Here is a 25,214-nt window from a genome sequence, read left to right on the forward strand (position 1 = left end):
CCCCCCACCGCACACCACGCATCGCCCGGAGAGCCACCATGCCTCAAGACGCCGACAAGATCCTCGACCACGAGCTGCTGTTCCGTGAGCCCGAGTATCAGAAGCTGTTCGCCGACAAGACCGAGTTCGAGTTCAACCACGCCGAGGTCAAGGTCGACGAGATCCGCAACTGGACCAAGACCAAGGAGTACCAGGAGAAGAACTTCGCCCGGGACTCGCTGGTCGTCAACCCCGCCAAGGCCTGCCAGCCGCTGGGCGCCGTCTACGTCGCCAACGGCTTCGCCAGGACGATGAGCTTCGTGCACGGCTCGCAGGGCTGCGTGGCCTACTACCGCTCGCACTTCAGCCGCCACTTCAAGGAGCCGACCTCGTGCGTGTCCTCGTCGATGACGGAAGACGCGGCGGTGTTCGGCGGCCTGAACAACATGATCGACGGCCTGGCCAACACCTACAACCTCTACAAGCCGGACATGATCGCCGTCTCGACGACGTGCATGGCCGAGGTCATCGGTGACGACCTGGACGCCTTCATCAAGAACTCGAAGCAGAAGGGCTCGATCCCGGCCGACTTCGACGTGCCGTTCGCGCACACCCCGGCCTTCGTCGGCAGCCACATCACCGGCTACGACAACGCGCTGCTGGGCGTGCTCAAGCACTTCTGGGACGGCAAGGCCGGCACCGCCGAGGCGCTGACCCGCGTGCCGGGCGAGAGCATCAACTTCATCGGCGGCTTCGACGGCTTCGTCGTCGGCAACATGAAGGAAGTGCGCCGCATCTTCGACCTGTTCGGCGCGGACGTCACCGTGCTGTGCGACCCGTCGGAGGTCTGGAACACCCCGACCGACGGCGAGTTCCGCATGTACGAGGGCGGCACCACCAAGGCCGACGTCGAGAAGGCGCTCAACGCCAAGGCGACGATCGTCTTCCAGGAGTTCTGCTGCGAGAAGACGATCAAGTACCTGAAGGAGAAGGGCCAGGAGGTCGTCGTGCTGAACGCGCCGGTGGGCGTGGCCGGCACCGACGAGTTCATCATGGCGATCAGCCGCCTGACCGGCAAGCCGGTGCCGGCGCAGCTCGAGCGCGAGCGCGGCCAGCTCGTCGACGCGATGGCCGACAGCCAGGCGCACCTGCACGGCAAGAAGTACGCGATGTACGGCGATCCGGACCAGATGATCGGCTACACCCGCTTCCTGCTGGAGCTCGGCGCCGAGCCGACCCATGTGCTGGCCACCAACGGCACCGACGACTGGGCGGCCAAGGTCCAGGCCGTGCTCGACGCCTCGCCCTTCGGCGCCGGCTGCAAGGTCTACCCGAAGCGCGACCTCTGGCACATGCGCTCGCTGCTGTTCACGGAGCCGGTCGACTTCCTGATCGGCAACACCTACGGCAAGTACCTCGAGCGCGACACCGGCACGCCGCTGATCCGCCTGGTGTTCCCGATCTTCGACCGTCACCACTACCACCGCTTCCCCACCTGGGGCTACGAGGGCGGCCTGCGCCTGCTGACGATGTTCCTGGACGAGTTCTTCGAAGCGCTCGACGCCAACACCATCGTCCCGGGCAAGACCGACTACTCGTACGACATCATCCGCTGATCCGCGGATCCGCCGCGGCGGGGGCTGTCCCCGCCGGTGCGCATCGGGCCCCGGGCGACCGGGGCCCTTGCCGATTCCGACCGACCTGGAGCTTGCGACATGAACGAGACCACCTTCGTCAGGATCACGAACGACGGCCGCAAGGTCGAGGTCATCGACGGCTGGGTCTGCCTGGACGGGCGGCCCGAGGCCGACGAGATCGTCGCGCTCGACGAGCATCCGAACCGCCAGGCCATCCAGCGCCTCGTGCCGCTGGCCTCGCACATGGCCGGGCGGCTGCCGCTGACGCTGGCGGAGGCCTCGGTGGCGCAGGCGGCGCTGCGCCGGCATCACGACCGCTTCGACGGCTCGCCGCTGGCGGTGTCGGAGCGGCTGCGCCGCACCGTCTGGCAGCGCGCGATGCACGACGGCGTCGAGTGACGCCCGCTCCGGGAGAGACGCGATGATCTTCGTGGTCGAGGTGCCCGAGGCCGGCCCGGCGCAGTCCCGGGCGTGGTTCGCCTACGGCGAGCTGGATTTCCTGCGCAAGGTCTGCGCCGGCGACGCGCTGCCGGAATGGGAGGTGTTCGACGTGGCCACGCCGCGCGAGCTGCTCGACCTGGCCGACCGGGTGCCGGAGTCGCCCGATGCGCGCCAGGCCTGCCCGGCGGTCTGCGGCCTGGCCGACGCGCACGGCTGGGACACGCCGCTCTACCGCGCCGACCACCTGCTCGGCGCCGGTCACTTCCAGGCGCAGGCGGTGAGCCCGCTGCAGGCCGGGCTGGCGGCTCTGCAGGCGCGCGGCGGCCAGTGGCGCGTCTACGGCAGCGAGGACGTCGCGATGGCGGCGGTCGACGCGGCCGATGCGCTCTTCGACGCGCCGGGCGGCTGGCGCGCGCGCCACGCGCTGCGCGAGCAGCTCATCGCCACCGAGGCGCTGGCCGACGATCACTGAGCCCCGGTCCCGGGATCTGTCCGCGGTCAATGTTGCACTGCCGGCGCATGCCGGCAGTCGTTTTTCCGGCGCTGTTCACGGCATTCGCAATACCCGGCAGAACCGACACTCGCCCTGGTATCCGGCCATCCGGCCGCGCATGGAGCGAGACACGATGGACTTCCTCGAGAACTGGCGCATCGGGGCCCGGCTGGCGCTGGGCTACGCGGTCATGGTGCTGCTGATGGTGCTGGCCACCGTCGTCACCTGGACCAATCTGGCGGCGGTCTCCCGTGCCAACAGCGTGCTGCAGGGCGAGCAGAGCGAGCGGCTGGCGCTGGCGCGCGAATGGCGCGAGAACATCGTGGCCAACTCGGCGCGCGCGATGGCGATGGCGCTCGACGCCAGCGGCCTGGTCTCCGGCTACTTCGCCGATCCGGCCAAGGCGGTCACCGCGCGCACCACGGTCATCCAGAAGCGCTACGAGGAGATCGAGACCAGCGAGGAGGGCCGTCGCCTGGGCGCCCGGCTGGCCGAGGTGCGGCAGCGCTATCTCGCCGGCCGCGAGCAGCTGCTGGCCGCCCGGGGCGACGACACGCTGGTGCGCCAGCGCGCCGACGCCTTCCAGCGGACGGTGGTCGACTATGTCGCCAGCGCCGACGCGATGGTGGCGTGGCAGCTCGAGCGGCAGAAGACGCTCGGCCAGGACGTGCAGCAGCGGCTCGAGCGGGCGCATGCGGTCTTCGTCTCGATCACGCTGTTCAACATCGTCGTGGCGGTGCTGCTGGGCTGGGCCCTGAACCGCAGCATCGTGCGCCCGGTCGAGGTGCTGCGCGAGGTCGCCGGACGCATCGCCGACGGCGACCTGGCCTCCGAGGTGCCGGTGCACGGGCGTTCGGAAATCGCCCAGCTGGCCGGCTCGGTGCATGCGATGCAGGAGGCGCTGCGCGATCTGGTCGGCCAGGTGCGCCGCGCCAGCGAGACGATCCGGATGTCCAGCCAGGAGGTCGCCGCCGGCAACACCGACCTGAGCCATCGCACCGAGCAGGCGGCCAGCAGCCTGCAGGCCACCGCCTCGTCGATGGAGCAGATCGCCGGCACGGTGCGCCAGAGCGCCGAGGTCGCCACCCAGGCCGACGATCTGGCCGGCACCGCCCGCTCGGTGGCCGAGCGCGGCGGCACGCTGATGCAGGAGGTGGAGCAGACGATGGGCGCGATCCGCTCGTCCTCGGCCAAGATCGCCGACATCATCGGCGTGATCGACGGCATCGCCTTCCAGACCAACATCCTGGCGCTGAACGCGGCCGTGGAGGCCGCGCGGGCGGGCGAGCAGGGCCGCGGCTTCGCGGTCGTCGCCGGCGAGGTGCGCAGCCTGGCGCAGCGCTCGGCGGCGGCCGCGCGCGAGGTCAAGTCGCTGATCGGCGACTCGGTCGACAAGGTCGGCCAGGGCAGCCAGTCGGTCGGCAGCGCCGCCGAGACGATGCGCGAGATCGTCGCCAGCGTCGAGAGCGTCTCGACGCTGATCGGCAGCATCAAGGTCGCCTCGGGCGAGCAGAGCAGCGGCATCGACCAGATCAACCTGTCGGTGTCGCAGCTCGACCAGATGACGCAGCAGAACGCCGCGCTGGTCGAGGAGAGCGCGGCCGCCGCCGAGAGCCTGCAGGACGAGGCGGCGCGGCTGCACGCGCTGGTCGAGCGCTTCCGGGTCTGAACCCTGCCGCGCCCGGACGCCTCACGGCGTCAGCGCTGTCGGCGCGTCAGTGGATCACCATCGTGGTGAACGGCCACACGTAGGCCTGCAGCGTCACGAAGATGCCCACCAGGCAGGCCAGTGCGACCGAGTGGAAGAAGACGTAGCGCAGGATGTCGCCTTCGTGGTCGAACCAGCGCGTCGCGGTCGAGGCCACGACGATGGACTGCGCGTCGATCATCTTGCCCATCACGCCGCCCGAGGAGTTGGCCGCGCCCATCAGGTTGGGGCTCAGGCCCAGCTGCTCGGCCGCGACCTTCTGCATGCCGCCGAAGAGCACGTTGGACGCGGTGTCCGAGCCGGTCAGCGCGACACCCATCCAGCCCATCAGCGTGCCGAAGAAGGGGTAGAGCACGCCGGTGTTGGCGAAGGCCAGGCCCAGCGTCGTGTCGGTGCCCGAGTAGCGGGTGACGTTGCCCAGGCCGAGCATCAGCACGATGGTCAGCAGCGAGTAGCGCACCATCCAGATGGTCTTGAAGAAGGTGCGGACCAGCTCGATCGGACCGAAGCCCATGATCAGGCCGCCGATCAGCGCCGACAGCAGGATGCCGGTGCCGGTGGTCGACAGCAGCGCCAGCGTGTAGACGGCCGTCTCCTTGTGCGGCTCGCGCACCACCGGCGGCATCTTCTCGATCATGTTGTGCAGGCCCTCGATCGGGAAGGCCGGCGCCCAGACGCCGTTCCAGAACTTCTTGACTTCCGGCAGGCCCCAGACGAACACGAAGACCGTCAGGATCGCCCACGGCAGCCAGGCGCGCAGCACCGCGTCGATCGGGTGCTTCTTCGGTGCGACCGGCGCCTTGGCTTCGCCCGCGTCGTGGTCATGGCCCTTCAGCGAGACCGAGGTCCAGATGGTCCTGGGCTTCCAGACGCGCAGGAACAGCACCAGGCAGACCATCGAGCTGACCGCGGCGATCACGTCGACCAGCTCCGGGCCGATGTAGTTCGACACCAGGAACTGCGGGATCGCGAAGCTCAGGCCGGTGACGACCAGCGCGGGCCAGATCTCCCACATCGCCTTGCGGCCGGCGAAGGCCCAGATCAGCCAGAACGGCACCAGCATCGAGAAGAAGGGCAGCTGGCGGCCGATCATGCCCGACACCGCCATCAGGTCGTAGCCGTGCACCTTGGCCAGCGTGATCACCGGCGTGCCCAGCGCGCCATAAGCCACCGGCGCGGTGTTGGCGATCAGGCTCAGGCCCGAGGCGGCCAGCGGCGAGAAGCCCAGGCCGATCAGGATCGAGGCGGTCACCGCCACCGGCGTGCCGAAGCCGGCCGCGCCCTCGAAGAACGCGCCGAAGCTGAAGGAGATCAGCAGCAGCTGCAGGCGGCGGTCCTGCGTGATGCCGGCGATCGAGTCCTGCAGCACCTTGAACGAGCCGTTCAGCTCCGTCAGGCGGTGCAGGAAGATGATGTTGAGCACGATCCAGCCGATCGGCAGCAGGCCGACCAGGCCGCCGTAGAAGGCGGCGTTGCCGGCCAGGCCCGCGGGCATCCCGAAGCCGAAGACGGCCACGATGATGGAGGCGGCCAGACCGGCGGCGGCGGCGACGTGCGCCTTCAGATGGAGAAAGCCCAGCCCCACGAGCATGACCGCCACCGGAATGATGGCGACCAGCGTGGAGAGGACCATGTTGTGGAAGGGGTCGTAGACCTGTTGCCAGACCATGTCGGAGAGTCCTTGGCGCGCGAGCGAAGAGAGTTGGGGAAAAATCGGCTGGCGCGGAATCTATCGACGGGCGGGGCGGTGCTGGCTGAGGGTTGTTGTGGCGCGGATTGATGAAATTTCAGCCCGCGCACGGTCACAGGGTTGGACCCTAAGTGGTGCTGTCTACGTGATGTTCGGGAGCCGTGGCGGCGGCGGCATCAGCGCAGCGCCTCGCGCAGCCACTCGACGAAGGCGGCGCATTCCCAGCGCTTGAGCGTGCCGGGCTTCCAGCAGATGAAGTGGCTGTTGGGCGAGGGCACCGACTGCCGCGACAGCCGCACCACGCGGCCGCTCTCGATCCAGGCCGCGCCCAGCTTCAGGCGCTGCAGCGACACGCCGAAGCCGCTGGCCGCGGCGTCGAACACCAGGCCGGCGTCGTTGAACTGCGCGCCGGCGTCCGGCTCGGGCAGCGCGATGCCGCAGTGGCGGAACCAGGTGCCCCAGGGTTCGAGCGGCGTGCGGATGAGCTGCGCGGACTGCACCTGCTCGAGCGTGTCGAAGCCGTCGAAGGGGCCGGCCTCGCGCAGGTAGTCCGGGCTGCACACCGGCGTGATCTCGTCGTCGAGCAGGCGCAGCTCCTCGACGTCGGCATAGCCGCCGATGCCGAAGCGGATTTCCAGGTCGGCCTCCTCGGCGGTGACGTCGAGCAGCGGGATGGCCACCTGCATCGACAGCTCCACGTCCGGGAACTGGCTGCGGAACAGCGCCAGCCGCGGCAGCAGCATCTGGCGCGAGAAGGTCGGCGGCACCGCCAGCCGCAGCCGCGTCAGGCGCTTCTCCTGCGGGCTGTGGCCGGGCAGCTGGCGCAGCGCCTGCAGGCCGATGCGCACCTGCGCGAGATAGTGCGCGCCCTCGGTGGTCAGGCCGAAGTCCTGGCGGCTGAACAGCTTCAGCCCGACCAGCGCCTCGAGCTGGCGCAGCCGGTGGCTGACCGCGCTGGGCGTGACGCTGAGCTCGTCGGCCGCCAGCGTGGCGCTGCGCAGGCGCGCCACCGCCTCGAAGGTCAGCAGGCACTGGATCGGCGGAATGCGGGCGGGCGAGGACGACATGGAACCGATTGTGACGCGCCGCGCCGCCGGGCGGCATTGGCGCGTTCCCGCCATTCCCGACACGCCGGCGCATGGCCCGGAACCTGCTGCACCTGCCCCGTCATCCGCCACGGAGGTTTGCCATGTCCGCTTCGCTGAAGGCCAAGATCGCCGATGTCTTCGACGAGCCCGGCTGCGACAAGAACCAGGCCAAGAGCGAGAAGGAGCGCAAGAAGGGCTGCACCAAGCAGCTCACGCCGGGGGCCGCCGCCGGCGGCTGCGCCTTCGACGGCGCCAAGATCGCGCTGCAGCCCATCGTCGACGTCGCCCACCTGGTCCACGGCCCGATCGCCTGCGAGGGCAACTCCTGGGACAACCGGCATTCGGCCAGCAGCGGCCCGACGACCTACCGCACCGGCTTCACCACCGACATCAACGAGTTCGACGTCATCTACGGAGCCGAGAAGCGCCTGTTCAAGGCCATCCGCGAGATCGTCGACAAGGTCGACCCGCCGGCCGTCTTCGTCTACCAGACCTGCGTGACCGGCCTGATCGGCGACGACATCGAGGCGGTGTGCCGGCGAGCCACCGAGAAGTTCGGCAAGCCGGTCATTCCGGTCAACGCGCCCGGCTTCGCCGGCCCGAAGAACCTGGGCAACAAGCTCGGCGCCGAGGCGCTGCTGGACTATGTCGTCGGCACGATGGAGCCGGAGCGCACGACGCCCTACGACATCAACATCATCGGCGAGTACAACCTGTCGGGCGAGCTGTGGCAGGTCAAGCCGCTGCTCGACGCGCTGGGCGTGCGCGTCCTGTCGTGCATCTCGGGCGACGGCCGCTACCGCGAGGTCGCCTCGGCGCACCGCGCGCGCGCCAACATGATGGTGTGCTCGAAGTCGATGATCAACATCGCCACGAAGATGCAGCAGCGCTGGGGCATCCCGTACTTCGAGGGCTCCTTCTACGGCATCAGCGACATGAGCACGACGCTGCGCGAGATCGCGCGGCTGCTGGTCGAGCAGGGCGCACCGGCCGACCTGAAGGACCGCACCGAGGCGCTGATCGCCGCCGAGGAGGCGCGCGCCTGGGAACGCATCCGCGCCTACCGCGAGCGCCTGGCCGGCAAGCGCGTGCTGCTGATCACCGGCGGCGTGAAGAGCTGGTCGGTCGTCAGCGCGCTGCAGGAGGCCGGGCTGGAGGTGGTCGGCACCTCGGTGAAGAAGTCCACCAAGGAAGACAAGGAGAAGATCAAGGAGATCATGGGCGACGACGCGCACATGATCGACGACATGACGCCGCGGCAGATGTACGCGATGCTGCGCGAGGCCCGGGCCGACATCATGCTGTCGGGCGGGCGCAGCCAGTTCGTGGCGCTGAAGGCGCGCATGCCCTGGATGGACATCAATCAGGAGCGCCACCACGCCTTCGCCGGCTACGAGGGCATGATCACGATGATCGCCGAGATCGACAAGGCGCTCTTCAACCCGATGTGGCAGCAGGTGAGGGCGCCGGCGCCGTGGGAGGCGATGGACCCGCTGCTGGTCGCGCCCGACGCGGCGCAGCTGGCGGCGGAGGCCGCGCCGGCCTGACCGTGCGCCCGGGGCGGGACAATGCCCGTCATGCCGAACCTGCCCCGCCATGACCTGCTCGACGACGCCGGCCTGAACCGCCAGCATGTCTTCAATCTGGCCGACCTGCCGGCCGATCTGCTTGCGCCCCTGGACCCGAGGCCCGGCGAGACGCAGCTGCTGCTGTTCGGCCATGCCGGGCGGCGGCTGTGGGACTGCGTGCAGGCGCAGCAGGCCGACGGCCTGCTCGGCGCCGAGCATCCCATCGACGAGCACAGCCAGCGCACCGTCGAGCGCTGGCTGCGCGAGGCGCTGCCGGGCACGAGCGCGCGCTTCGTCTATCCGGTCGGGCTGCCGCCTGGGCAGCATGTGGGATTGCAGCGCCTGGGCAGCCTGGCCGGCTGGCACCATGCGTCGCCGTTCATGGTCGGCATCGACGCGCAGTGGGGCTCGTGGTTCGCCTATCGCGCGGCCGTCGTCACCGATTCCAGCCTGCCGCCGTCGCCCGCCGTCGACCTCGGCCACCCCTGTCCGACCTGCACGCACCGGCGCTGCATCGAGGCCTGCCCCGGCCGGGCGCTCGACAGCGGCCGCATGGAGATCGAAGCCTGCCAGCGCCAGCGGCTGACCGAGGGCTCGCCGTGCGCGTCGGGCTGCGTGGCGCGCCTGGCTTGCCCGGTCGGCGCCGAGCACCGCTACGACATCAGCCAGCTCCGCCACAGCGGGCGCGGCTCGCTGGAGGCGATCCGGCGGCATCGCGCCGAACCTGGCCGAGCGTGAAGCTGCCCGCACCGCCGCGGAAGAACCCTTGCGCCCCGCAGGCGCAGGCGGCCTTGGCTACGCTCGGGGCCTGTCCGTCATGCGCTCACGCGAAGGAATCCCGCCGATGAACACCCCCGCCTCCACCGAAACCGCCATCCTCGCCGGCGGCTGCTTCTGGGGCATGCAGGAGCTGATCCGCCATCTGCCCGGCGTCGTCTCGACCCGCGTGGGCTACAGCGGCGGCGACGTGCCCCACGCGACCTACCGCCACCACGGCACGCATGCCGAGGCGATCGAGATCGTCTTCGACCCGTCGCGGCTGAGCTACCGCGCGCTGCTGGAGTTCTTCTTCCAGATCCATGACCCGACGACGCCGGACCGCCAGGGCAATGACCGCGGCCCGTCCTACCGCTCGGGCATCTACTGGCTGAGCGAGGCGCAGCGCCAGACCGCCGAGCGCACCGTCGCCGAGGTGAACGCCTCCGGCCGCTGGCCCGGCCCGGTGGTGACCGAGCTGAAGGCCGCCGGCCCCTTCTGGCAGGCCGAGCCGGAGCATCAGGACTATCTGCAGCACTATCCGGACGGCTACACCTGCCACTGGGTGCGGCCGAACTGGCGCCTGCCGCAGCCGGGCCAGCCCGAGCCGGCGCCGCTGATCGACTGGCGCGAGGTGCTGCGCCGCGCCCGCGAGGGCAATGTCGCGCCGCCGCGCCGCGTCGAGCGCGAGCCGGCCTTCTGGCAGGCGCGGCTGACGCCCGAGCAGTATTTCGTCACCCGCCGCAAGGGCACCGAGCGGCCGTTCAGCTCGTCGATGTGCGGCCTGTTCACGCCCGGGCGCTACCACTGCGCCTGCTGCGGCACGCCGCTGTTCGACGCCGGCGAGAAGTTCGACAGCGGCACCGGCTGGCCGTCCTTCACCCAGCCGGTCGACGGCCGCGCGGTGGCCTGCCATGTCGACGAGTCGCACGGCATGGTGCGGGTCGAGGTCACCTGCGCGGTCTGCGACGCGCATCTCGGCCATGTCTTCCCGGACGGCCCGCCGCCCTCGGGGCTGCGCTACTGCATCAACGCGCTGTCGCTGGAGAAGGACGGGCAGGGCGTGGCCGGTGCCTGAGGCCGGCGCCGGGGTCGAGGCCGAGGTCTCGGCCGCCTGCCGGGCGCTGGCGCCGCGTCTCGGGCTGGGCGAGGTGCGGCCGAGGGTGATCGGGCGCTTCTCGAACCTCGTGCTGGCGCTGGAGCCGACGCCCTGGGTCGCGCGGGTGGCCACCGGCACCGCCGGGCCGCGCGCCGAGCCGGCCTGGGCGCGGCGCGAGATCGCGCTGGCGCAGGCGCTGCAGGCGGGCGGGGCGCCGGTCGGTGCACCCGCGCCGGGCACTCTGGCCGGGCCGCACAGGGAAGCCGGCTGGCGCATCACGCTGTGGCGCGGGCTGGACCTGCGGTCGCAGCCGCCCGAGGCCCGTCAGGCCGGGCGCGCGCTGGCGGCCTGCCATGCGGTGCTGGCGACGCTGCCGGCCGCGCTGGCGCCGGGGCTGGCGGTGCCCGAGCCGTGGGCGCCGCTCGACGAGGCCCGGCGCCTGCTGGTCACCGCGCCGTCCGGTCCGGCGACGACCGTCCTGCCGGGCGATGTGCGTGCCGATCTGCTGGCGCGGCTGGACACGCTGGCGTGCGCGCTGCGAGCCCACCCGGCGCCGCCGCAGTGGCTGCACGGCGATGCGCAGGTCAACAACGTGCGCGCGCTGCAGGCCGATCCGGCCGCCAGCGTCTGGCTCGACTGGGAAGACGCCTGTCGCGGGCCGCTCGAGTGGGATCTGGCCGGGCTGATCGGCGCCGGCCGCATCTTCGGCGGCCCGGAGCAGGCCTGGGCCGAAGCGGCGCTGGCGGGCTGGCGCGAGCGGGGCCCGCCGATCGACGCGGCGCTGCTGGACGCCTGCATCGAGGCGCGTGCGCTGTTCGTCGTCGCCTGGACCGCGTGGCTGGGGCCGGACCTGCCCGGCCGGCGCGAGCGGCTGGCGGCCCGGCTGGCCTGGCTGCGCGGGCGCGGCTGATTTCCGGCCCGCGGCGGGGCTCTCGGCTCAGCTTCGCAGCAGCGCGAGCGGCATGCCCTCGCCATTCCACAGCACGCCGCCGGTCATCACCGAGGTGCCGTTCCTCGTGCTCACGGTGACCAGGCCCCGCACGCTGGCGTTCGGGGCCTTGCAGCCGCTCGTGCCGAACTGGCCGGCGATGCGGAAGAAGTTGCCGCCGGCCGGATCCGGCGTCAGCGTGCCGGTGAGCGTGCAGCCGGTGCCCGACGGCGACGAGCCGGTGATCCAGCTGCGGCTGGTCATCGTCAGCTTGCCGTCGCTGGCGACCGTTCCCGTGTGCTGGTGCGTGAGGTTTCCGCTGACCAGCATGGCCTGCCAGGAGCCGGCCGCCTTCGCCAGCGTGGCCGCCTGCTCGTAGGTGCTGTCGTAGCGCAGCGTGTAGGCGCTGGTTGCGCCGCTGGCGCTGGTCGAGCTGCCGCCGAGGCTGCTGCGCGGCACGAAGGTGCCCGAGGTGCTCACGCTGGTCTTGCCGGCGGCCGAGATCAGGAAATCGTCCAGCACGCCCGAGAAGCTGTGACCGGAGGTCGCCAGCGTACCGTGCCTCAGCACCAGCTCGGTGCCGCCGGTGCGCAGGCTCCAGAACTCGTTGTCGGAGGTGACGACCCCGATCGTCGTGTCGTCGTACCAGTAGCCCTGCGGGCTCGCTGTCTCGTCGCCACCCCCGCCGCCGCCGCAGGCGCTCAAGGCCGCCAGCGCGGCACCGGCGATCGCGATCGCGCCCGTGCGGCGCATCCAAGCTGCTGTCATGTCTTCATTCCCTGACGTGTCGGTCGTTCGCCCCGGCGCTTCCAGGGGCCGGAGCCCGGCGCCGGACGGTCCGGAGCGCCGCGGCATCCGCCGTGAAACGATCCGGTATCAGGTTTATGAAGAAAGTTTTCGCGCGCCGCAAGGCCGGCCGCGATGCAGATCATCTGCGCGCCCGCGGCCGTGGGGCCGGGGCGACACGGGGCGGCTGCCGGCGCCGCCGGGTCAGGCCGGCGTCAGCCCGCTGTCATTCCCGGGGCATCTCCAGGCCGTCCCTGAGGCGCAGCCAGCCGCGTGCGATGCGGTAGATCGCCCAGACGCCGAGCAGGAACATGCCCAGCGGCAGCGTCGCGAAGCCGATCAGGAAGGGCATCAGCACGAGGGACAGCAGCAGTACCGCGAGCGACCAGCCCAGCGCGATCCAGAAGGTCGAGATGGTCCATTCCACATGCGAGGCCATCCAGGTGCCGCGCACCTTGTCGCGCTGCAGGTAGCTCAGCACCACCGCGATGATCGACGGCCAGCCGAACAGGAAGGAGCCGACGACGCTGGCCGCGCCGAAGGCGCCCAGGCCCAGACCGAAGGCATGCAGCGCGTAGATGACGTGCAGCGTGCGGCGCTGGCCGTCGGGGTTGTCGTCGACGATGATGACGCTCATGGGCAGGCTCCTTCGTGTGACTTCCTGCCCATTCTGCATCGATCGCGTGCGCCCCTCAGGCCGGGCGGGGCAGCAGCGGCTCGATGTGGGCCTCCAGCGACTGCGGCGTGTCGGTCGGCGCGAAGCGGCGCACGACGCGGTGCTCGGCGTCGAGCAGGAACTTGGTGAAGTTCCACTTGATCGCCTCGGTGCCGAGCAGGCCGGGCGCGGCCTGCTTCAGGTGGCGGTAGAGCGGATGCGTGCCCGGCCCGTTGACCTCGATCTTGGCGAACATCGGGAAGCTCACGTCGTGCGAGAGCCGGCAGAACGAGGCGATCTCGGCCGCGTCGCCCGGCTCCTGCTGGCCGAACTGGTTGCACGGGAAGCCCAGCACCGCGAAGCCGCGCGCCTGCCAGCGCCGGTGCAGCGCCTCCAGCCCGTCGTACTGCGGCGTGAAGCCGCAGCGGCTGGCGACGTTGACGATCAGCAGCGCCTGGCCGGCGAAGTCGCCCAGCGTGGCGGCGCGGCCGTCGAGCCGCTGCAGCGGCACGGCGTCGAGTTCGGCGGGATCGAGGGAGGTGCGGGAGGCGGACATGGTCGGACAGGGCAGGTGGACGGGGCAGAGATCATCGCCCGGTCCGCACCTCCCTGTCGGCAGCGGGGCGGCGTGGCGACGGTCAGCCGGCCGACGGCGCCAGGCTGTCCGGCAGCGGCGGGGGCGTGTCGACCGCGCTGTCGGGCTCGGCCTGCGGCGCGCCGGCCTGCAGCGACAGCGGCACGACGCCGGCCCAGGTCGGCCAGGCGAGGTCCTCGTCGTCGTCCTTCGGGCCGCCGGTGCGCACCTTGGCCGAGGCCTCGGCCAGCGACAGCCGCAGCACCGTGGTGGCGCCCATCTCCTTGTCGGTCATCGGCCGCAGCGTGGCCCAGCGGCCTGGCGAGACGCGGTCGGTGAAGGCCTGCAGCGCGGCAGCCTTGTGCGCGGCGTCGACGACGATCTCGAAGCGGCCGTAGACCACCACCGAGCGGAAGTTCATCGAGTGGTGGAAGGCCGAGCGCGCCAGCACCAGGCCGTCGAGGATCGCCAGGCTGACGCAGCACTCCGCCTCGGTCAGCGCCTTGAGCATGCGCGAGGCCTTGGCACCGTGGATGTAGAGATGATCGCCTTCGCGCCAGACGGCGGTCGGGATGCTGTGCACGCCGCCGTCGAGCGGGAAGGCGACATGCGCGATCCACGCGGCATCGACGATCGCCGCGAGGCTCTCGGCGTCGTAGCGGGCGCGGTCGGGCAGGCGGCGCACGCGGGTGCGTTCGGACGGGGCGGCGTTCGGGGTGGCCATGCGGGGGCGGCTCCAGGGGCAAGGGTTCTTCGGAAGATCGGTTCGCGGTGGCACGATAGGTGCCCGGTGGCTCCATGACGAGATCCACCGTGATGTGCCTGCATGGAGCCACCGATGTCCGTCGATCCGTCCGAGCTGTCCCCGCTGTCCGATCTGCGCTGGCCGCCGGGCCTGCCGCGCCAGCGGGCGCTGCATGAGCATCTGCGCGGCCTGATCCTGCGCGGCGTGCTGCGGGCCGGCGCGCGGCTGCCGGCCAGCCGGGGGCTGGCGCCGATGCTGGGCGTGGCGCGCAACACCGTCTTGCATGCCTACGCGCAGCTGCAGGCCGAGGGCTATCTGCAGGCCGACCGTCATGGCACCCGGGTCGCGGCGCTGCCGGTGGCGGACGAGGCGAGGGCGGCCGCGCCGGCCGGACCGGGCCTGTCGCGCCGGGCCGCGCAGGCGCTGGCCGAGGCCGGGCAGGGCACCGGCGACCTGTCGCTGCTGCCGCTGGCGCTGGGCGTGCCGGATCTGGCGTCCTTTCCGCTGCGCGCCTGGCGCGCCAGCCTGGACCGCGCCTGGCGCCAGGCCGGCGCCCGCCAGCTCGGCTATGCGCCGCCGGGCGGCGAGCCGGTGCTGCGCGCGGCGCTGGCGGGCTGGCTGTCGGGGCGGCGCGGCATGGCGCTGGCGCCGGAGCAGGTGGTGGTCACCTCCGGCACGCAGGGTGCGCTGGACCTGTGCGCGCGGCTGCTGGCCGACGAGGGCGACACCGCCTGGGTCGAGGATCCCGGCTACGGCGGCGCGCGCACCGCCTTCGCGCTGGCCGGGCTGCGGGTGCATCCGGTGCCGGTCGACGCCGACGGGCTGGCGCCGTCCGAGCTGGACTGGACGCGGCACCCGCCGCGGCTGATCTTCGTCACGCCCGCGCACCAGTTCCCGACCGGCGCGGTGATGCCGCTGGCGCGCCGGCTGGCGCTGGTCGAGCGGGCGCGCGCCGCCGGCGCCTGGATCATCGAGGACGACTACGAGAGCGAGTTCTGGCGCGCCGGCACCGCGCTGCCGGCGCTGGCCGCGCTGCAGCCGCACGCGCCGGTGGTGCACGCGCTGACCTTCTCGAAGACGCTGCTGCCGACGCTGCGCCTGGGCTGTCTGGTCGTGCCGGCGGCGCTGGCGGCCGACTTCGCCCGCGCCGCCGGCCGGCTGACCCGGCCGGGGCAGGGCATCGAGCAGCGCGCGCTGGCCGACTTTCTCGAGCGCGGCCGCCACACCGTGCACCTGCGCCGCATGCGCACGCTCTACGCCGGGCGCCGCGACCGGCTGTGCGCGGCGCTGCAGCGCCACCTGCTGGCGCACGCGCCGCCGGCCGCGCGGCTGACGATCCGCGGCGGCGACGCCGGCCTGCACCTGCTGCTGGCCTGGACCGGCGCGCCGGACGAGGCCGGCGTGGCGGCGCGTGCGCAGGCGCTGGGCGTGGCCGCGCAGCCGCTGGGACGATTCCGGATGGCACCGACTGCTGCCGGATCGATGCCCGAGCAGGGCCTGGTGCTGGGCTACGGTGCCACGCCGGACGCGCTGATCGACGGCGCGGTCGAGCGGCTGGCGCGGGCCTTCCTCGGAGACTGAGCCCGCGGCGCTCTCCGCTCTCGAGGCGGCTTTCGGCGCTTTTGTGCCAAACCCGCCAATCGGCGCCGCGAGCCGGTGGAGCCCGCGCCGATCGTGCAAGTCCTTGTCGGAAAAGACATTTCCGCGGTCCGCCGGGCACGCGGCCGCGCTGGCACCGATCCTGCACTGACGAGGGGGCAACGCAGCGATCGGAGTCCTTCATGGCCCTCGTCACCGAATCGAAGAAGTCCTGCGCGGTCAACCCGCTGAAGATGAGCCAGCCGCTCGGCGCCAGCTACGCCTTCATGGGGCTGGAGAGCTGCATGCCGGTCATGCACGGCTCGCAGGGCTGCACCTCGTTCGGCCTGGTGCTGCTGGTGCGCCACTTCAAGGAGGCGATCCCGCTGCAGACCACCGCGATGAACGAAGCCACCACCATCATGGGCGGCTTCGACAACGTCGAGAAGGCGGTGCTCAACATCCGCAGCCGCACGAAGCCGCAGGTGATCGCGATCTGCTCGACCGGCCTGACCGAGACCAAGGGCGACGACGTCGAGGGCTACCTGAAGCTGATCCGCCAGAAGCACGCCGAGGCGCTCGGCGACACCGCGCTGGTCTACGTCAGCACGCCCGACTATGTCGGCGCCTTCCAGGACGGCTGGGCCCGCGCGGTCGAGGCGATCGTGCGCACGCTGGCCGAGCCGGGCCTGGCCACCGTGCCGGGACGCGTCGCGCTGCTGCCGGGCTGCCACCTCTCGCCCGGCGACGTCGAGGAGCTGCGCGAGATCGTCGAGTCCTTCGGGCTGGAGCCCTGGGTCGTGCCCGACGTGGCCGGCTCGCTCGACGGCCACATTCCCGAGGACTGGCTCGGCACCACGCTGGGCGGCACGCCGCTGCGGCAGCTGCGCGCGCTGGGCTCGGCGCAGCACGCCCTGGCCTTCGGCGAGCAGATGCGCCCGGCCGCCGAGCGGCTGCAGGCGCAGTGCGGCGTGCCGTTCACGCTGTTCGACCGCCTGACCGGGCTGGCCGCGACCGATGCGCTGATCGTGGAACTCGCGCGCCTGTCGGGCCGGCCGGTGCCGGCGAAGCTGCGCCGCCAGCGCAGCCAGCTGGTCGACGCGATGCTCGACGGCCATTTCCACTTCGGCAACGTGCGCATCGCGCTGGGCGCCGAGCCGGACCTGCTGTGGTCGGCCGGCAGCTTCCTGGTCGAGATGGGCGCCGAGCTGGTGGCCTGCGTGACGACGACGCATTCGCCGCTCTTGGCGAAGATGCCTGCCGGCGAGGTGCTGATCGGCGACCTGGAGGATCTGGAGCGCCTGGCGCAGGCGGCCGACGCCGACCTGCTGATGACGCACTCGCACGGCCGCCAGGCGTCCGAGCGCCTGGGCAGGCCGCTGTTCCGCCTCGGCATCCCGATGTTCGACCGCATCGGCAACGCCCATGTCGTGCATGTCGGCTACCGCGGCACGCGCAGCTTCGTCTACGCGGTCGGCAACCTGCTGATGGAGCAGATCGCCCACCACGGTCCCGGCGACTGGCCGCTGCCGGCGGCCTCGCTGGCGGCGGTGGCGCAGGTCGGCGGCCCGCCGGCCGAGGCGCACCTGCCGGCGCACATCCCGCGGCTGCAGCGTCCGCCACCGGCCGCCGACCACGTCGCCGAGGCCAGCGCCTGAGCGGCCGCGCCCCTTTCCCGCCCACCCCTGACGCAAGGAGTCCCGCGATGAAGATCGCCTTCGCCACCCAGGACCAGCAGCGCGTCGACGCGCACTTCGGCTGGGCCAAGCACCTCTCGGTCTACGAGATCGGACCCGGCGGCTACCACTTCGTCGAGGACTTCGGCTTCGGCGAGGACCTCGCCGAGGACGGCAACGAGGACAAGCTCGCGCCGAAGCTGGCCGCGATCCACGACTGCGCGATCGTCTATGTCGCCGCGATCGGCGGCTCGGCGGCGGCGCGGGTCGTGGCCTCGAAGATCCATCCGGTCAAGGTCAACCAGCCCGAACCCATCCTGGACATCCTCGACAAGCTGCAGGACGTCCTCAAGGGCACCCCGCCGCCGTGGCTGCGCAAGGCGCTGATGAAGGGGCAGGAGCGCAGCTTCGATTTCGAGGACGACGAGGAAGTGAACAAGTCATGAGCACCAGCACCGACACCGCCACCCCGGTGGCCGACAAGCCCGCCGCCATTGCCGCGGCCATTCCCGACGAGGACTGGCTGAAGGACACCTTCATCCGCGAGCTGGTCAAGCAGCTGCGCGCCCAGGACACCCACGGCACCTGGGAAGGCAAGAGCGACCTGACGATCCTGGCGCCCTACATCATCACCGCCGAGCAGCGCAAGGCCATGCCGATCATGGGCGACCCGGACCCGGAGACGCTCTGGCGCCTGGACCTGTTCCACAACGCCATCGGCCTGTGCATCGAGCGCGCCACCGGCTGCATGGTCAGCCCGATGATGAAGATGAGCCACGAGGGCTTCGGCCGCTGCGTGCTGACCACCGGCCGGCTCATCGTCGTCAACCGCTACCTGCGCGACGTGCACCGCTTCGGCTACGCGTCGCTGGCCAAGCTGGCCGAGGCCGGCAACAAGCTCGTCGCCGAAGGCGTCGGCATGGTCGAGAAATACAAGGAGGTCGCCACCTATGGCTGACGTCGACACCCTCAAGGCCGAGGTCAGGAAGCTCAACGCCAAGGCCACGCAGGCCAAGATGGACCTGCACGATCTGTCCGAGGAACTGCCCACGAACTGGGAAAGGATCCTCGATGTCGCCCGAACCGCCCACGACGCCCATGCCGCGCTGGTCGCGGCGCGCAAGTCGCTGGCCGACGCCCAGGCTGCCGCATCATGAGCACCTATTCCGTCACCCTTCCGAGCGGCGCCACCTGGACGCCGCAGTTCGTGCAGTCGCTCGACGAGGCCAAGTGCATCGGCTGCGGGCGCTGCTTCAAGGTCTGCCCGCGCGGCGTGCTCGAGCTCGTCGGCCTGACCGAGGACGGCGAGCGCATCAGCGTCGACCTCGACGCCGATGACGACGACGAGGAGTACGAGAAGAAGGTCATGACCATCGCCAAGGGCGAGCTGTGCATCGGCTGCACCGCCTGCTCGAAGATCTGCCCGAAGAAGTGCTACACGCACGGCGCGGTCGAGGTCTGAGCCATGGGTGACCGGCCGCTGCTGATGTTCGTGCCGACGCCGGAGCTGCTGCGCCGCCAGGCGCTGCGCGCCGACGAGATCGAGGAGGTGAGCAGCCTGCTGCTCGAGCATGCCGATCCCGGCGTCGGCTCGGGCGCCGACCGCGCCGAGGTCGCCGGCATCGTCGCGCTGGCCTGCCTGGGCGACGACCACCTGTGGCAGGACCTGCAGCTGGCCAGCCGCGTCGAGCTCGGAGTCCTGCTGCGCCGCTGGTTCCCGGCGCTCGCCGCGAAGAACACCGGCGACATGAAGTGGAAGAAGTTCTTCTACAAGCAGCTGTGCGAGCGCGCCGAGATCCACGCCTGCCGCGCGCCGAGCTGCGCGGTCTGCAGCGACCACGCAGCCTGCTTCGGCCCCGAGGAGTGAGGTCCTGACCGGATCGGCACAGACCGGTCCGGATCTTGCTCGACTTTCGCTATAGTGCAGACAACATAACGACCGTGCGCCATGATCGATCCGCTGTCGCTGCTTTCCGGCCCCGGGGCCGCGCCGCTGTGGCTGTCGCTGCGGGTGGCCGGCGTCGCGACGCTGCTGGCCTGGCTGGCCGGCATGGCGCTGGGCTGGCTGGTGGCGCGCACCCGGCTGCCGGGGCGGGGGCTGCTGGAGGCGCTGTGCATGCTGCCGCTGGTGCTGCCGCCGACGGTGATCGGCTACGGCCTGCTGCTGCTGATGGGCCGGCGCAGCCTGGTCGGGGGCTGGCTGCGCGAGCACTTCGACTACTCGATCGTCTTCTCGTGGCATGGCGCGGTGCTGGCCTCGACGGTGGTGGCGCTGCCGCTGGTGCTGAAGTCGGCGAGCGCGGCCTTCGCCGGCGTCGACCGCACGCTCGAGGCCGCGGCCTGCACGCTGGGCCAGTCGCGCTGGGCGGTGTTCGTCCGGGTGACGCTGCCGCTGGCGGCGCCGGGCATCCTGGCCGGCACGCTGCTGGCGTTCGCGCGGGCGATGGGCGAGTTCGGTGCCTCGCTGATGGTGGCGGGCTCCATTCCGGGGCGCACGCAGACCCTGTCGATGGCGATCTACGACGCGGTGCAGGCCGGCGACGACGACACCGCCGCGGCGCTGGTGCTGATCACCTCGGCGCTGTCGGTGGCGGTGCTGCTGCTGTCGAACCGGCTGTTCGGCCGAGCCGCGTGAACATGGATGAACATGGATTTCCCCGGTTTCAAGGAGATGTTCCGATGAGCGCTTTCCTGTCCTCCCGTCGACATCTGGTCCGCTGGGCCGGCGCGGCCCTGCTGGGCCTGGCCACGGTGGCCCTGTCCGCTCCGGCGCGCGCGCAGACGCTGACCGTGTCGGCCGCGGCCAGCCTGACGAACGTGCTCAGGGAACTGGCGCCGAAGTTCGAGGCGGCGCGTCCCGGCGTGAAGCTGCAGTTCAACTTCGCCGCCTCCGGCGTGCTGATCCAGCAGATCGCGCAAGGCGCGCCGGTCGATGTCTTCATCAGCGCCGACGAGGAGACGATGGCGCGAGGCATCGAGCAGAAGCTGCTCGACGCCGGCTCGCGGCGCGACATCGCCGCCAACCAGGTCGTGCTGGTCGTGCCGAAGGAGGGCGCGCCGAAGGTGGGGGCGCTGGCCGATCTGGGCACCGCGGCGGTGCAGCGGATCGCCCTCGGCAAGCTGGCCTCGGTGCCGGCCGGGCGCTATGCGCGCCAGTCGCTGGAGAAGGCGAGGCTGTGGATGGCGCTGGAGCCCAAGGTGGTCTTCGCCGACAGCGTGCGCCAGGTGCTCGACTACGTCGCACGCGGCGAGGTCGACGCCGGCTTCGTCTACGCCACCGATGCGGCGGTCATGGCCGACAGGGTGCGCGTGGTGACGCGCGTCGAGGGCCACGATCCGGTGCGCTATCCGGCCGCGCTGGTCGCCGAGGGGCGGCAGAAGGCGCTGGCGGGGGACTTCCTCGGCTTCCTGCTGGGGGCGGAAGCCCAGGCGGCGCTGGCCCGGGCGGGCTTCGGCAGGCCGTGAGGCGAGGGGCGCCAGCATGATCGACGTCGACCTGCGGCTCGGGGTGTCGGACGCGACGCGTCGCTTCGACCTGTCGGTGCGCTTTGCCAGCGACGCGCCGGTGGTGGCGCTCTACGGCCCGTCCGGTGCCGGCAAGACGATGACGCTGCAGGCGGTGGCCGGGCTGCTGCGTCCGGCGGCCGGCCATGTGCGCGTGGGCGGGCGCACGCTGTTCGATGCCGCGGCGGGCATCGACCTGCCGGTGGCCGAGCGCCAGGTCGGCTACCTGTTCCAGGAACATGCGCTGTTCCCGCACCTGACGGTGCGCCAGAACATCGCCTTCGGGCTGACGCACTGGTGGCGGCCGCGGCTGCAGCCGCGGCAGGCACGCCGGGTCGATGCGCTGCTCGAGAGCTTCGGCCTGCAGGACCTGGCCGGGGCCCGGCCGGCGGCGCTGTCGGGCGGCCAGCGTCAGCGCGTCGCGCTGGCGCGGGCGCTGGCGCGCGAGCCGCGCCTGCTTCTGCTCGACGAGCCGTTCTCGGCGCTGAATCCGTCGCTGCGCGCCAGCCTGCGCCAGGAGATCGCCGCGGTGCGTGCGCGTCTGGGCATCCCGATGCTGATCATCACGCACGACATCGACGACGTCGCCGCGCTCGCCGACCAGGCCTTCGTCATCGAGGCCGGCCAGGTGGTGCGCGAAGTCGACCTGCGCCGCGGCGAGCGGCGCGACATTGCGCGCGAGGCCCTGGCGCCGCCCGTGCCGCCGCTGGCCGACGCGGCGCGGGCGCGCGGCCTGCGGCATCTGCTCGGGCTGCCGGTGGTGCATCCGGGGTGCGCGGAGCTGCCGCGATGAGTGCGCCGAGTGCCGGCCTGCACGACGAGGCACTGCGCGCGCTGCTGCTCGAGGACGCGCCGCACGGCGACCTGACCACCCGCGGCCTGGCGCTGGGCGACGAGGCGGCCACGATCCGCTTCGAGGCGCGCGGGGCGATGACGGTGGCCGGCATCGAGGCGGCCGCGCGCATGCTGCAGCTCTGCGGAGTCGCGGTGGTGCGTCCGGTGTCCAGCGGCGAGGCGGTCGCCGCCGGTGCGGTGCTGCTGGACGGGCAGGGGCCGGCCGCGGGCGTGCTGCTGGGCTGGAAAAGCGCGCAGACGCTGGTCGAGGCCTGCTCGGGCATCGCCGGCGCGACCGCGGCGATCGTGCGCCGGCTCCGCGAGGCTGGCTTCGCGACGCCGCTGGCCTGCACCCGCAAGAGCTTTCCGGGCACGCGCTGGCTGGCGGCCGAGGCGGTGCAGGCCGGCGGCGGCGTCATGCACCGCCTCGGGCTGTCCGAGACGCTGCTGGTGTTTCCCGAGCACCGCGCCCTGCTGCCGCCCGGCATGCTGGCCGCACGGCTGCAGGCGCTGCGCCAGGCTCAGCCGGAAAAGCGCCTGGTCGTCGAGACGGGCGACGAGGAGGAGGCGCTTGCGCTGGCGCGCCTGGGGGTCGACGTGCTGCAGCTCGAGCGCTTCGATCCGGCGCGGCTCGCGGCACTGAAGGCGCGGCTGCACGCCGAGGGGCTGGGGTCGCGGCTGGCGCCGGCCGGCGGGGTGACGCTCGACAACGCGCTGGCCTTCGCCGCCGCCGGAGCCGACCTGCTGGTCAGCTCGGCACCCTACTTCGCGCCGCCGGCCGACGTGCGGGTGCGCATCGGCCCGGCGGCCGTCGCGGACGTCACAGCGGCCGCAGGCCGCTGCGGATGATCGTGCCGACGTGGCGCCCGCGCAGCGCGGCCGTCAGGCGGCCCGGCACCAGACCGTTGACGATCTGCACCTGCTCGAGATGACGTGCGTTGGCCATCACCTCGGGCAGGGCACGGTCGACCGGCAGCGGGCCGGCGTGTGCGGCCAGCGCCGCGGCATCGACCTCGGCCAGCAGCTGAGCCTGCGCGCCCTCCGGGCCCTTCGGGTCGACGGTGCAGATGCCGTCGACGTCCTCGACGATCGTCAGGCCGGCCGCGCCGAGCGCATCGGCCAGCAGGAAGGCGCCGGTGTCGGCCCGGTGCGGCGGAATGCGGTCGCCGGGGAACTCGTGGTGGTGGTAGGGCGGGAAGGCGCTGCCGACCACCGCGCGGGTGGCGGCCAGATGGATCGCGAGCTGGTTGGCGATGGTCGGATGCTCGACGTAGGACACGCCTTCGGGCGCCAGCAGCGAGGCCAGGATGTGGCCGTTCTGGCCGGCCTCGCTGGCCGCCAGCGGTGCCAGCGAGCCCACCGGCAGGCCCAGGTCCAGGCCGACGCCGTAGAGATGGCGCGCGCGGATGCCCGCGCCGGTCAGGATCAGCAGCCGGTGCTCCGGCAGCAGGCGACGGATCTCGTCGACGATCGGCAGGATCGCCTCGGCGCCGCGGTCCATGATCGAGCGGCCGCCGATCTTGACGACCTGCAGCCAGGGCAGCATGCGGATCGGGCGCACGCCGGCCACCGGGCGGGTCAGCGCGCCGTCCTGCAGCGTCTGCCGGGCCAGCGGGGAGGAAACATGCTTGATGGAGCTCTGCGTCATGATGCGGTGTCCTGCGGATCAGTCCGCGGTGATGATCGTGCCGACCGGTTCGCCGGCGAGCGCCCGGGTCAGGTTGCCGGGCACCAGGCCGTTGATGACCTGCACCTGACGCACATGGCGGCCCGACTGCAGCAGGTCGAGCACCGGGAACTCCAGGATCGAGTCCTGCAGGCCGCGGGCCTTCATCTCGTCGACCGAGATCCTCGGGATGAAGGTGGCATGGCGCTCGGTCTTCGGATTGGCGGTGTACAGGCCGTCCTCGTCCTTCACGTAGATCATCGCGCGGCAGCCGAACTGCTCGGCCACCAGGTAGCAGCCGGCGTCGGTGCGGTAGGGCGGGATGACGCCCTCGGCGGCCGGGCGGATCCACAGCTTGTACGGCGGCATGCCGCTGAAGACCACCGCACGCACCTCGGCCAGGTACAGCGGCACCGCCGACAGGCCCGCGCCGTCGACCGCCGAGACGCCGTGGCGCGCCAGCAGCTGGCCGAGCATCGCCGCGTTCTGGTCCGCCACCGAGGCGCCGAGCTGGGCCAGCACGCCGGCGGGCAGGTTCAGGCCGGCGGCGATCGAGTACAGGTGGCGCGCCCGCGTGCCGGCGCCGGTGCCGATCAGCAGCGGATGGTCGCGCCGGGCCGCGACGATCTCGTCGACCAGCGGCAGCACCGCGGCGCGGCCGCGGTCGATCAGGCTCTGGCCGCCGACCTTGAGGACGGTGGCGTCGGGAAGGATGCGGAAGTCCGCTGCCGCGCGTGCCGCCTCGAGCAGCTGCGTGTCGGTCAGGGACCGCTGCATCAGCAGCGATTCGAGTTCAGCCGGGGTCGGAGTGGGCATGGGGTCCTTTCCTCGTGACATGCTCCGCATCCTGCGATCAAGCGTTTTCCCTAATCCAGCCCAACGCCATGCCGCTGTCCAGCTCCACCCTCGGTGCCCTGCGCTCCCATGTCCGGCTTGATACCGCGACCGGTCCCTGGCTGGGCCTGCAGCGTGTCGAGCTGCTGGAGGCGATCGATCGGCATGGCTCGATCGCGCGGGCGGCACGGGCGGTCGGGATCGCCTACAAGGCGGCCTGGGAGTCGGTCGACGACATCAACAACATGGCCGGGCAGCCGCTGGTGCTGCGCTCGGCCGGAGGTGCGCGCGGCGGCGGCAGCCTCCTGACCGAGCAGGGCCGCCGCCTGGTCGCCTTCTACCGCGCCTTCGAGGCCGAGCACCAGCGCACGCTGGAGCAGCTGCGCCACACGATGCAGGCGCATCACGACTGCGACGATGTCGACGAGCTGCGCCGCGTGCTGCGGCGCCTGTCGATGCAGTCGAGCGCACGCAACCAGTTCGTCGGCACGGTCCGTGCGGTCCGCAGCGACGGCATCGAGGCGCTGGTCGAGCTCGACCTGGGCCACGGCCTGCCGATGGCGGCGGTGGTGACCGCCGACTCGAGCCGGCGGCTCGGGCTGGCGCCCGGCCAGGAGGTGCATGCGCTGGTGAAGTCTTCCTGCGTCGTGCTGGCCGATCCGGCGCATCCCTGCCTGTCGGTCTGCAACTGCTACGCCGGCCGCGTGGCGAGGGTGCAGCGCGGTCCGGTCCGTTCGGAGGTGGTGCTGCAGCTCGACGGCAGCTCCCTGCAGCTCGCTGCGACGGTCTCCGATGCGGGTCTCGCCCGGCTGGATGCCCGCCCGGACCGGCCGCTGCTGGCCTGCTTCCAGGCCGACAGCGTGATGCTGGCGCGCATGGTCTGAGTAACCGTCTTTCGAGTCAAGCGCCGTGAAGCGATGTGTCCCAAGGTTTGTTGGTTTTGACCATGGCGTTGAGCATGGTCACGAGCTTGCG

28 protein-coding genes and 1 pseudogene are annotated in these 25,214 nt (G+C 71.8%); 21 read left to right on the forward strand and 8 right to left on the reverse strand.

What is annotated here, in order from left to right:
• Window positions 1-38 precede the first annotated feature (38 nt).
• From nifK to HNQ01_RS20875, 4 genes are all read left to right on the forward strand, one after another.
• Window positions 39-1,595 (forward strand): nitrogenase molybdenum-iron protein subunit beta, encoded by a 1,557-nt coding sequence (nifK, locus tag HNQ01_RS20860; protein ID WP_173807440.1) that lies wholly within the window; start codon window positions 39-41, stop codon window positions 1,593-1,595.
• A gap of 99 nt (window positions 1,596-1,694) precedes the next feature.
• Complete coding sequence (locus HNQ01_RS20865) at window positions 1,695-2,015, forward strand: hypothetical protein (protein ID WP_173807441.1); 321 nt, start codon at window positions 1,695-1,697, stop codon at window positions 2,013-2,015.
• A 22-nt stretch (window positions 2,016-2,037) separates the two neighbouring features.
• Window positions 2,038-2,529 carry a hypothetical protein gene (locus tag HNQ01_RS20870; RefSeq protein WP_173807442.1) on the forward strand — a complete coding sequence of 164 codons (492 nt, stop codon included), beginning with the start codon at window positions 2,038-2,040 and terminating at the stop codon, window positions 2,527-2,529.
• 154 nt (window positions 2,530-2,683) lie between these two features.
• Window positions 2,684-4,219: a methyl-accepting chemotaxis protein gene (locus HNQ01_RS20875; protein ID WP_217427636.1), complete on the forward strand. Its 1,536-nt coding sequence runs from the start codon at window positions 2,684-2,686 to the stop codon at window positions 4,217-4,219.
• 46 nt (window positions 4,220-4,265) lie between these two features.
• Here the strand turns inward: HNQ01_RS20875 and HNQ01_RS20880 are convergent, their stop codons facing one another.
• Window positions 4,266-5,927 (reverse strand): L-lactate permease, encoded by a 1,662-nt coding sequence (locus HNQ01_RS20880; protein ID WP_173807444.1) that lies wholly within the window; start codon window positions 5,925-5,927, stop codon window positions 4,266-4,268.
• Window positions 5,928-6,124: 197 nt separating this feature from the next.
• Window positions 6,125-7,015 (reverse strand): LysR substrate-binding domain-containing protein, encoded by an 891-nt coding sequence (locus HNQ01_RS20885; RefSeq protein WP_173807445.1) that lies wholly within the window; start codon window positions 7,013-7,015, stop codon window positions 6,125-6,127.
• Between the two features lie 122 nt (window positions 7,016-7,137).
• On the opposite strand from HNQ01_RS20885, the gene nifE reads away from it, so the two are divergent.
• From nifE to HNQ01_RS20905, 5 genes and pseudogenes are all read left to right on the forward strand, one after another.
• Complete coding sequence (nifE, locus tag HNQ01_RS20890) at window positions 7,138-8,583, forward strand: nitrogenase iron-molybdenum cofactor biosynthesis protein NifE (RefSeq protein WP_173807446.1); 1,446 nt, start codon at window positions 7,138-7,140, stop codon at window positions 8,581-8,583.
• A gap of 30 nt (window positions 8,584-8,613) precedes the next feature.
• Window positions 8,614-9,342 (forward strand): hypothetical protein, encoded by a 729-nt coding sequence (locus tag HNQ01_RS20895; RefSeq protein ID WP_286181050.1) that lies wholly within the window; start codon window positions 8,614-8,616, stop codon window positions 9,340-9,342.
• Window positions 9,343-9,448: 106 nt separating this feature from the next.
• Window positions 9,449-9,958 (forward strand): annotated as a pseudogene (gene msrA, locus HNQ01_RS22240) (peptide-methionine (S)-S-oxide reductase MsrA); the annotation flags it as partial.
• A 36-nt stretch (window positions 9,959-9,994) separates the two neighbouring features.
• Entirely contained in the window at window positions 9,995-10,438 is a 444-nt protein-coding gene (msrB, locus tag HNQ01_RS22245; protein WP_273468827.1) for a peptide-methionine (R)-S-oxide reductase MsrB, read from the forward strand.
• Complete coding sequence (locus tag HNQ01_RS20905) at window positions 10,431-11,369, forward strand: phosphotransferase enzyme family protein (RefSeq protein ID WP_173807449.1); 939 nt, start codon at window positions 10,431-10,433, stop codon at window positions 11,367-11,369. The genes msrB and HNQ01_RS20905 overlap by 8 nt, the downstream gene beginning before the upstream one ends.
• Window positions 11,370-11,396: 27 nt before the next feature.
• On the opposite strand, the gene HNQ01_RS20910 is transcribed toward HNQ01_RS20905, so the two are convergent.
• The 4 genes from HNQ01_RS20910 to HNQ01_RS20925 all read right to left on the reverse strand — a co-directional run bounded on the left by HNQ01_RS20910 (window position 11,397) and on the right by HNQ01_RS20925 (window position 14,126).
• Window positions 11,397-12,155, reverse strand: a complete 759-nt coding sequence (locus HNQ01_RS20910; RefSeq protein WP_173807450.1) for a hypothetical protein — start codon at window positions 12,153-12,155, stop codon at window positions 11,397-11,399.
• Window positions 12,156-12,399: 244 nt separating this feature from the next.
• Window positions 12,400-12,810, reverse strand: coding sequence for a DUF4870 family protein (locus HNQ01_RS20915; RefSeq protein ID WP_173807451.1), 411 nt, complete (start codon window positions 12,808-12,810; stop codon window positions 12,400-12,402).
• Between the two features lie 55 nt (window positions 12,811-12,865).
• The gene (locus tag HNQ01_RS20920) at window positions 12,866-13,384 is read right to left on the reverse strand and encodes a glutathione peroxidase (protein WP_173807452.1); all 519 of its coding nucleotides are present in this window, start codon (window positions 13,382-13,384) and stop codon (window positions 12,866-12,868) included.
• 82 nt (window positions 13,385-13,466) lie between these two features.
• On the reverse strand, window positions 13,467-14,126 hold the full coding sequence (locus HNQ01_RS20925; RefSeq protein ID WP_173807453.1) for a pyridoxamine 5'-phosphate oxidase family protein: 660 nt from the start codon (window positions 14,124-14,126) through the stop codon (window positions 13,467-13,469).
• A gap of 114 nt (window positions 14,127-14,240) precedes the next feature.
• Between HNQ01_RS20925 and pdxR the strand changes: the two genes are divergently transcribed.
• The 11 genes from pdxR (at window position 14,241) to modD (ending at window position 22,588) form a co-directional block, all read left to right on the forward strand.
• Window positions 14,241-15,728 carry a MocR-like pyridoxine biosynthesis transcription factor PdxR gene (gene pdxR, locus HNQ01_RS20930; protein ID WP_173807454.1) on the forward strand — a complete coding sequence of 496 codons (1,488 nt, stop codon included), beginning with the start codon at window positions 14,241-14,243 and terminating at the stop codon, window positions 15,726-15,728.
• A 200-nt stretch (window positions 15,729-15,928) separates the two neighbouring features.
• A complete protein-coding gene (gene nifN / locus HNQ01_RS20935) occupies window positions 15,929-17,383 on the forward strand; it encodes a nitrogenase iron-molybdenum cofactor biosynthesis protein NifN (protein ID WP_173807455.1) in 1,455 nt (484 codons plus the stop codon).
• A gap of 47 nt (window positions 17,384-17,430) precedes the next feature.
• Window positions 17,431-17,847, forward strand: a complete 417-nt coding sequence (gene nifX / locus HNQ01_RS20940; RefSeq protein ID WP_173807456.1) for a nitrogen fixation protein NifX — start codon at window positions 17,431-17,433, stop codon at window positions 17,845-17,847.
• Window positions 17,844-18,359, forward strand: a complete 516-nt coding sequence (locus HNQ01_RS20945; protein ID WP_173807457.1) for a NifX-associated nitrogen fixation protein — start codon at window positions 17,844-17,846, stop codon at window positions 18,357-18,359. Before nifX ends, HNQ01_RS20945 begins: the two co-directional genes overlap by 4 nt.
• Window positions 18,352-18,558, forward strand: a complete 207-nt coding sequence (locus HNQ01_RS20950; protein ID WP_173807458.1) for a CCE_0567 family metalloprotein — start codon at window positions 18,352-18,354, stop codon at window positions 18,556-18,558. Before HNQ01_RS20945 ends, HNQ01_RS20950 begins: the two co-directional genes overlap by 8 nt.
• Window positions 18,555-18,863 carry a ferredoxin III, nif-specific gene (gene fdxB / locus HNQ01_RS20955; RefSeq protein WP_173807459.1) on the forward strand — a complete coding sequence of 103 codons (309 nt, stop codon included), beginning with the start codon at window positions 18,555-18,557 and terminating at the stop codon, window positions 18,861-18,863. The genes HNQ01_RS20950 and fdxB overlap by 4 nt, the downstream gene beginning before the upstream one ends.
• A gap of 3 nt (window positions 18,864-18,866) precedes the next feature.
• A complete protein-coding gene (locus HNQ01_RS20960) occupies window positions 18,867-19,268 on the forward strand; it encodes a nitrogen fixation protein NifQ (RefSeq protein ID WP_173807460.1) in 402 nt (133 codons plus the stop codon).
• Between the two features lie 81 nt (window positions 19,269-19,349).
• Window positions 19,350-20,036, forward strand: a complete 687-nt coding sequence (gene modB, locus HNQ01_RS20965) for a molybdate ABC transporter permease subunit (protein WP_173807461.1) — start codon at window positions 19,350-19,352, stop codon at window positions 20,034-20,036.
• Window positions 20,037-20,080: 44 nt separating this feature from the next.
• Window positions 20,081-20,866 (forward strand): molybdate ABC transporter substrate-binding protein, encoded by a 786-nt coding sequence (modA, locus tag HNQ01_RS20970; RefSeq protein ID WP_173807462.1) that lies wholly within the window; start codon window positions 20,081-20,083, stop codon window positions 20,864-20,866.
• Window positions 20,867-20,882: 16 nt separating this feature from the next.
• A complete protein-coding gene (locus HNQ01_RS20975) occupies window positions 20,883-21,698 on the forward strand; it encodes an ATP-binding cassette domain-containing protein (RefSeq protein ID WP_173807463.1) in 816 nt (271 codons plus the stop codon).
• Window positions 21,695-22,588, forward strand: a complete 894-nt coding sequence (gene modD / locus HNQ01_RS20980; RefSeq protein ID WP_173807464.1) for a ModD protein — start codon at window positions 21,695-21,697, stop codon at window positions 22,586-22,588. Before HNQ01_RS20975 ends, modD begins: the two co-directional genes overlap by 4 nt.
• On the opposite strand, the gene HNQ01_RS20985 is transcribed toward modD, so the two are convergent.
• Both HNQ01_RS20985 and HNQ01_RS20990 read right to left on the reverse strand, forming a co-directional pair.
• Window positions 22,560-23,387: an amino acid kinase family protein gene (locus tag HNQ01_RS20985; protein ID WP_173807465.1), complete on the reverse strand. Its 828-nt coding sequence runs from the start codon at window positions 23,385-23,387 to the stop codon at window positions 22,560-22,562. The two genes, modD and HNQ01_RS20985, sit on opposite strands and share 29 nt — an antisense overlap.
• Before the next feature lie 18 nt (window positions 23,388-23,405).
• Window positions 23,406-24,221, reverse strand: a complete 816-nt coding sequence (locus tag HNQ01_RS20990; protein ID WP_173807466.1) for an amino acid kinase family protein — start codon at window positions 24,219-24,221, stop codon at window positions 23,406-23,408.
• Window positions 24,222-24,289: 68 nt separating this feature from the next.
• On the opposite strand from HNQ01_RS20990, the gene HNQ01_RS20995 reads away from it, so the two are divergent.
• A complete protein-coding gene (locus HNQ01_RS20995) occupies window positions 24,290-25,123 on the forward strand; it encodes a TOBE domain-containing protein (protein ID WP_173807467.1) in 834 nt (277 codons plus the stop codon).
• Window positions 25,124-25,214: the final 91 nt, after the last annotated feature.

Origin of the sequence: Sphaerotilus uruguayifluvii (genome assembly GCF_013294065.1) — a bacterium.
In the GTDB taxonomy this organism is placed as follows: domain Bacteria; phylum Pseudomonadota; class Gammaproteobacteria; order Burkholderiales; family Burkholderiaceae_C; genus Sphaerotilus; species Sphaerotilus uruguayifluvii.

Coding starts and splice junctions, on each gene's coding strand:
- nifK (WP_173807440.1), top strand. CDS start 39: ATGCCTCAAGACGCCGACAAGATCCTCGACCACGAGCTGCTGTTCCGT.
- HNQ01_RS20865 (WP_173807441.1), top strand. CDS start 1,695: ATGAACGAGACCACCTTCGTCAGGATCACGAACGACGGCCGCAAGGTC.
- HNQ01_RS20870 (WP_173807442.1), top strand. CDS start 2,038: ATGATCTTCGTGGTCGAGGTGCCCGAGGCCGGCCCGGCGCAGTCCCGG.
- HNQ01_RS20875 (WP_217427636.1), top strand. CDS start 2,684: ATGGACTTCCTCGAGAACTGGCGCATCGGGGCCCGGCTGGCGCTGGGC.
- HNQ01_RS20880 (WP_173807444.1), bottom strand. CDS start 5,927: ATGGTCTGGCAACAGGTCTACGACCCCTTCCACAACATGGTCCTCTCC.
- HNQ01_RS20885 (WP_173807445.1), bottom strand. CDS start 7,015: ATGTCGTCCTCGCCCGCCCGCATTCCGCCGATCCAGTGCCTGCTGACC.
- nifE (WP_173807446.1), top strand. CDS start 7,138: ATGTCCGCTTCGCTGAAGGCCAAGATCGCCGATGTCTTCGACGAGCCC.
- HNQ01_RS20895 (WP_286181050.1), top strand. CDS start 8,614: ATGCCGAACCTGCCCCGCCATGACCTGCTCGACGACGCCGGCCTGAAC.
- HNQ01_RS20910 (WP_173807450.1), bottom strand. CDS start 12,155: ATGACAGCAGCTTGGATGCGCCGCACGGGCGCGATCGCGATCGCCGGT.
- HNQ01_RS20915 (WP_173807451.1), bottom strand. CDS start 12,810: ATGAGCGTCATCATCGTCGACGACAACCCCGACGGCCAGCGCCGCACG.
- HNQ01_RS20920 (WP_173807452.1), bottom strand. CDS start 13,384: ATGTCCGCCTCCCGCACCTCCCTCGATCCCGCCGAACTCGACGCCGTG.
- HNQ01_RS20925 (WP_173807453.1), bottom strand. CDS start 14,126: ATGGCCACCCCGAACGCCGCCCCGTCCGAACGCACCCGCGTGCGCCGC.
- pdxR (WP_173807454.1), top strand. CDS start 14,241: ATGTCCGTCGATCCGTCCGAGCTGTCCCCGCTGTCCGATCTGCGCTGG.
- nifN (WP_173807455.1), top strand. CDS start 15,929: ATGGCCCTCGTCACCGAATCGAAGAAGTCCTGCGCGGTCAACCCGCTG.
- nifX (WP_173807456.1), top strand. CDS start 17,431: ATGAAGATCGCCTTCGCCACCCAGGACCAGCAGCGCGTCGACGCGCAC.
- HNQ01_RS20945 (WP_173807457.1), top strand. CDS start 17,844: ATGAGCACCAGCACCGACACCGCCACCCCGGTGGCCGACAAGCCCGCC.
- HNQ01_RS20950 (WP_173807458.1), top strand. CDS start 18,352: ATGGCTGACGTCGACACCCTCAAGGCCGAGGTCAGGAAGCTCAACGCC.
- fdxB (WP_173807459.1), top strand. CDS start 18,555: ATGAGCACCTATTCCGTCACCCTTCCGAGCGGCGCCACCTGGACGCCG.
- HNQ01_RS20960 (WP_173807460.1), top strand. CDS start 18,867: ATGGGTGACCGGCCGCTGCTGATGTTCGTGCCGACGCCGGAGCTGCTG.
- modB (WP_173807461.1), top strand. CDS start 19,350: ATGATCGATCCGCTGTCGCTGCTTTCCGGCCCCGGGGCCGCGCCGCTG.
- modA (WP_173807462.1), top strand. CDS start 20,081: ATGAGCGCTTTCCTGTCCTCCCGTCGACATCTGGTCCGCTGGGCCGGC.
- HNQ01_RS20975 (WP_173807463.1), top strand. CDS start 20,883: ATGATCGACGTCGACCTGCGGCTCGGGGTGTCGGACGCGACGCGTCGC.
- modD (WP_173807464.1), top strand. CDS start 21,695: ATGAGTGCGCCGAGTGCCGGCCTGCACGACGAGGCACTGCGCGCGCTG.
- HNQ01_RS20985 (WP_173807465.1), bottom strand. CDS start 23,387: ATGACGCAGAGCTCCATCAAGCATGTTTCCTCCCCGCTGGCCCGGCAG.
- HNQ01_RS20990 (WP_173807466.1), bottom strand. CDS start 24,221: ATGCCCACTCCGACCCCGGCTGAACTCGAATCGCTGCTGATGCAGCGG.
- HNQ01_RS20995 (WP_173807467.1), top strand. CDS start 24,290: ATGCCGCTGTCCAGCTCCACCCTCGGTGCCCTGCGCTCCCATGTCCGG.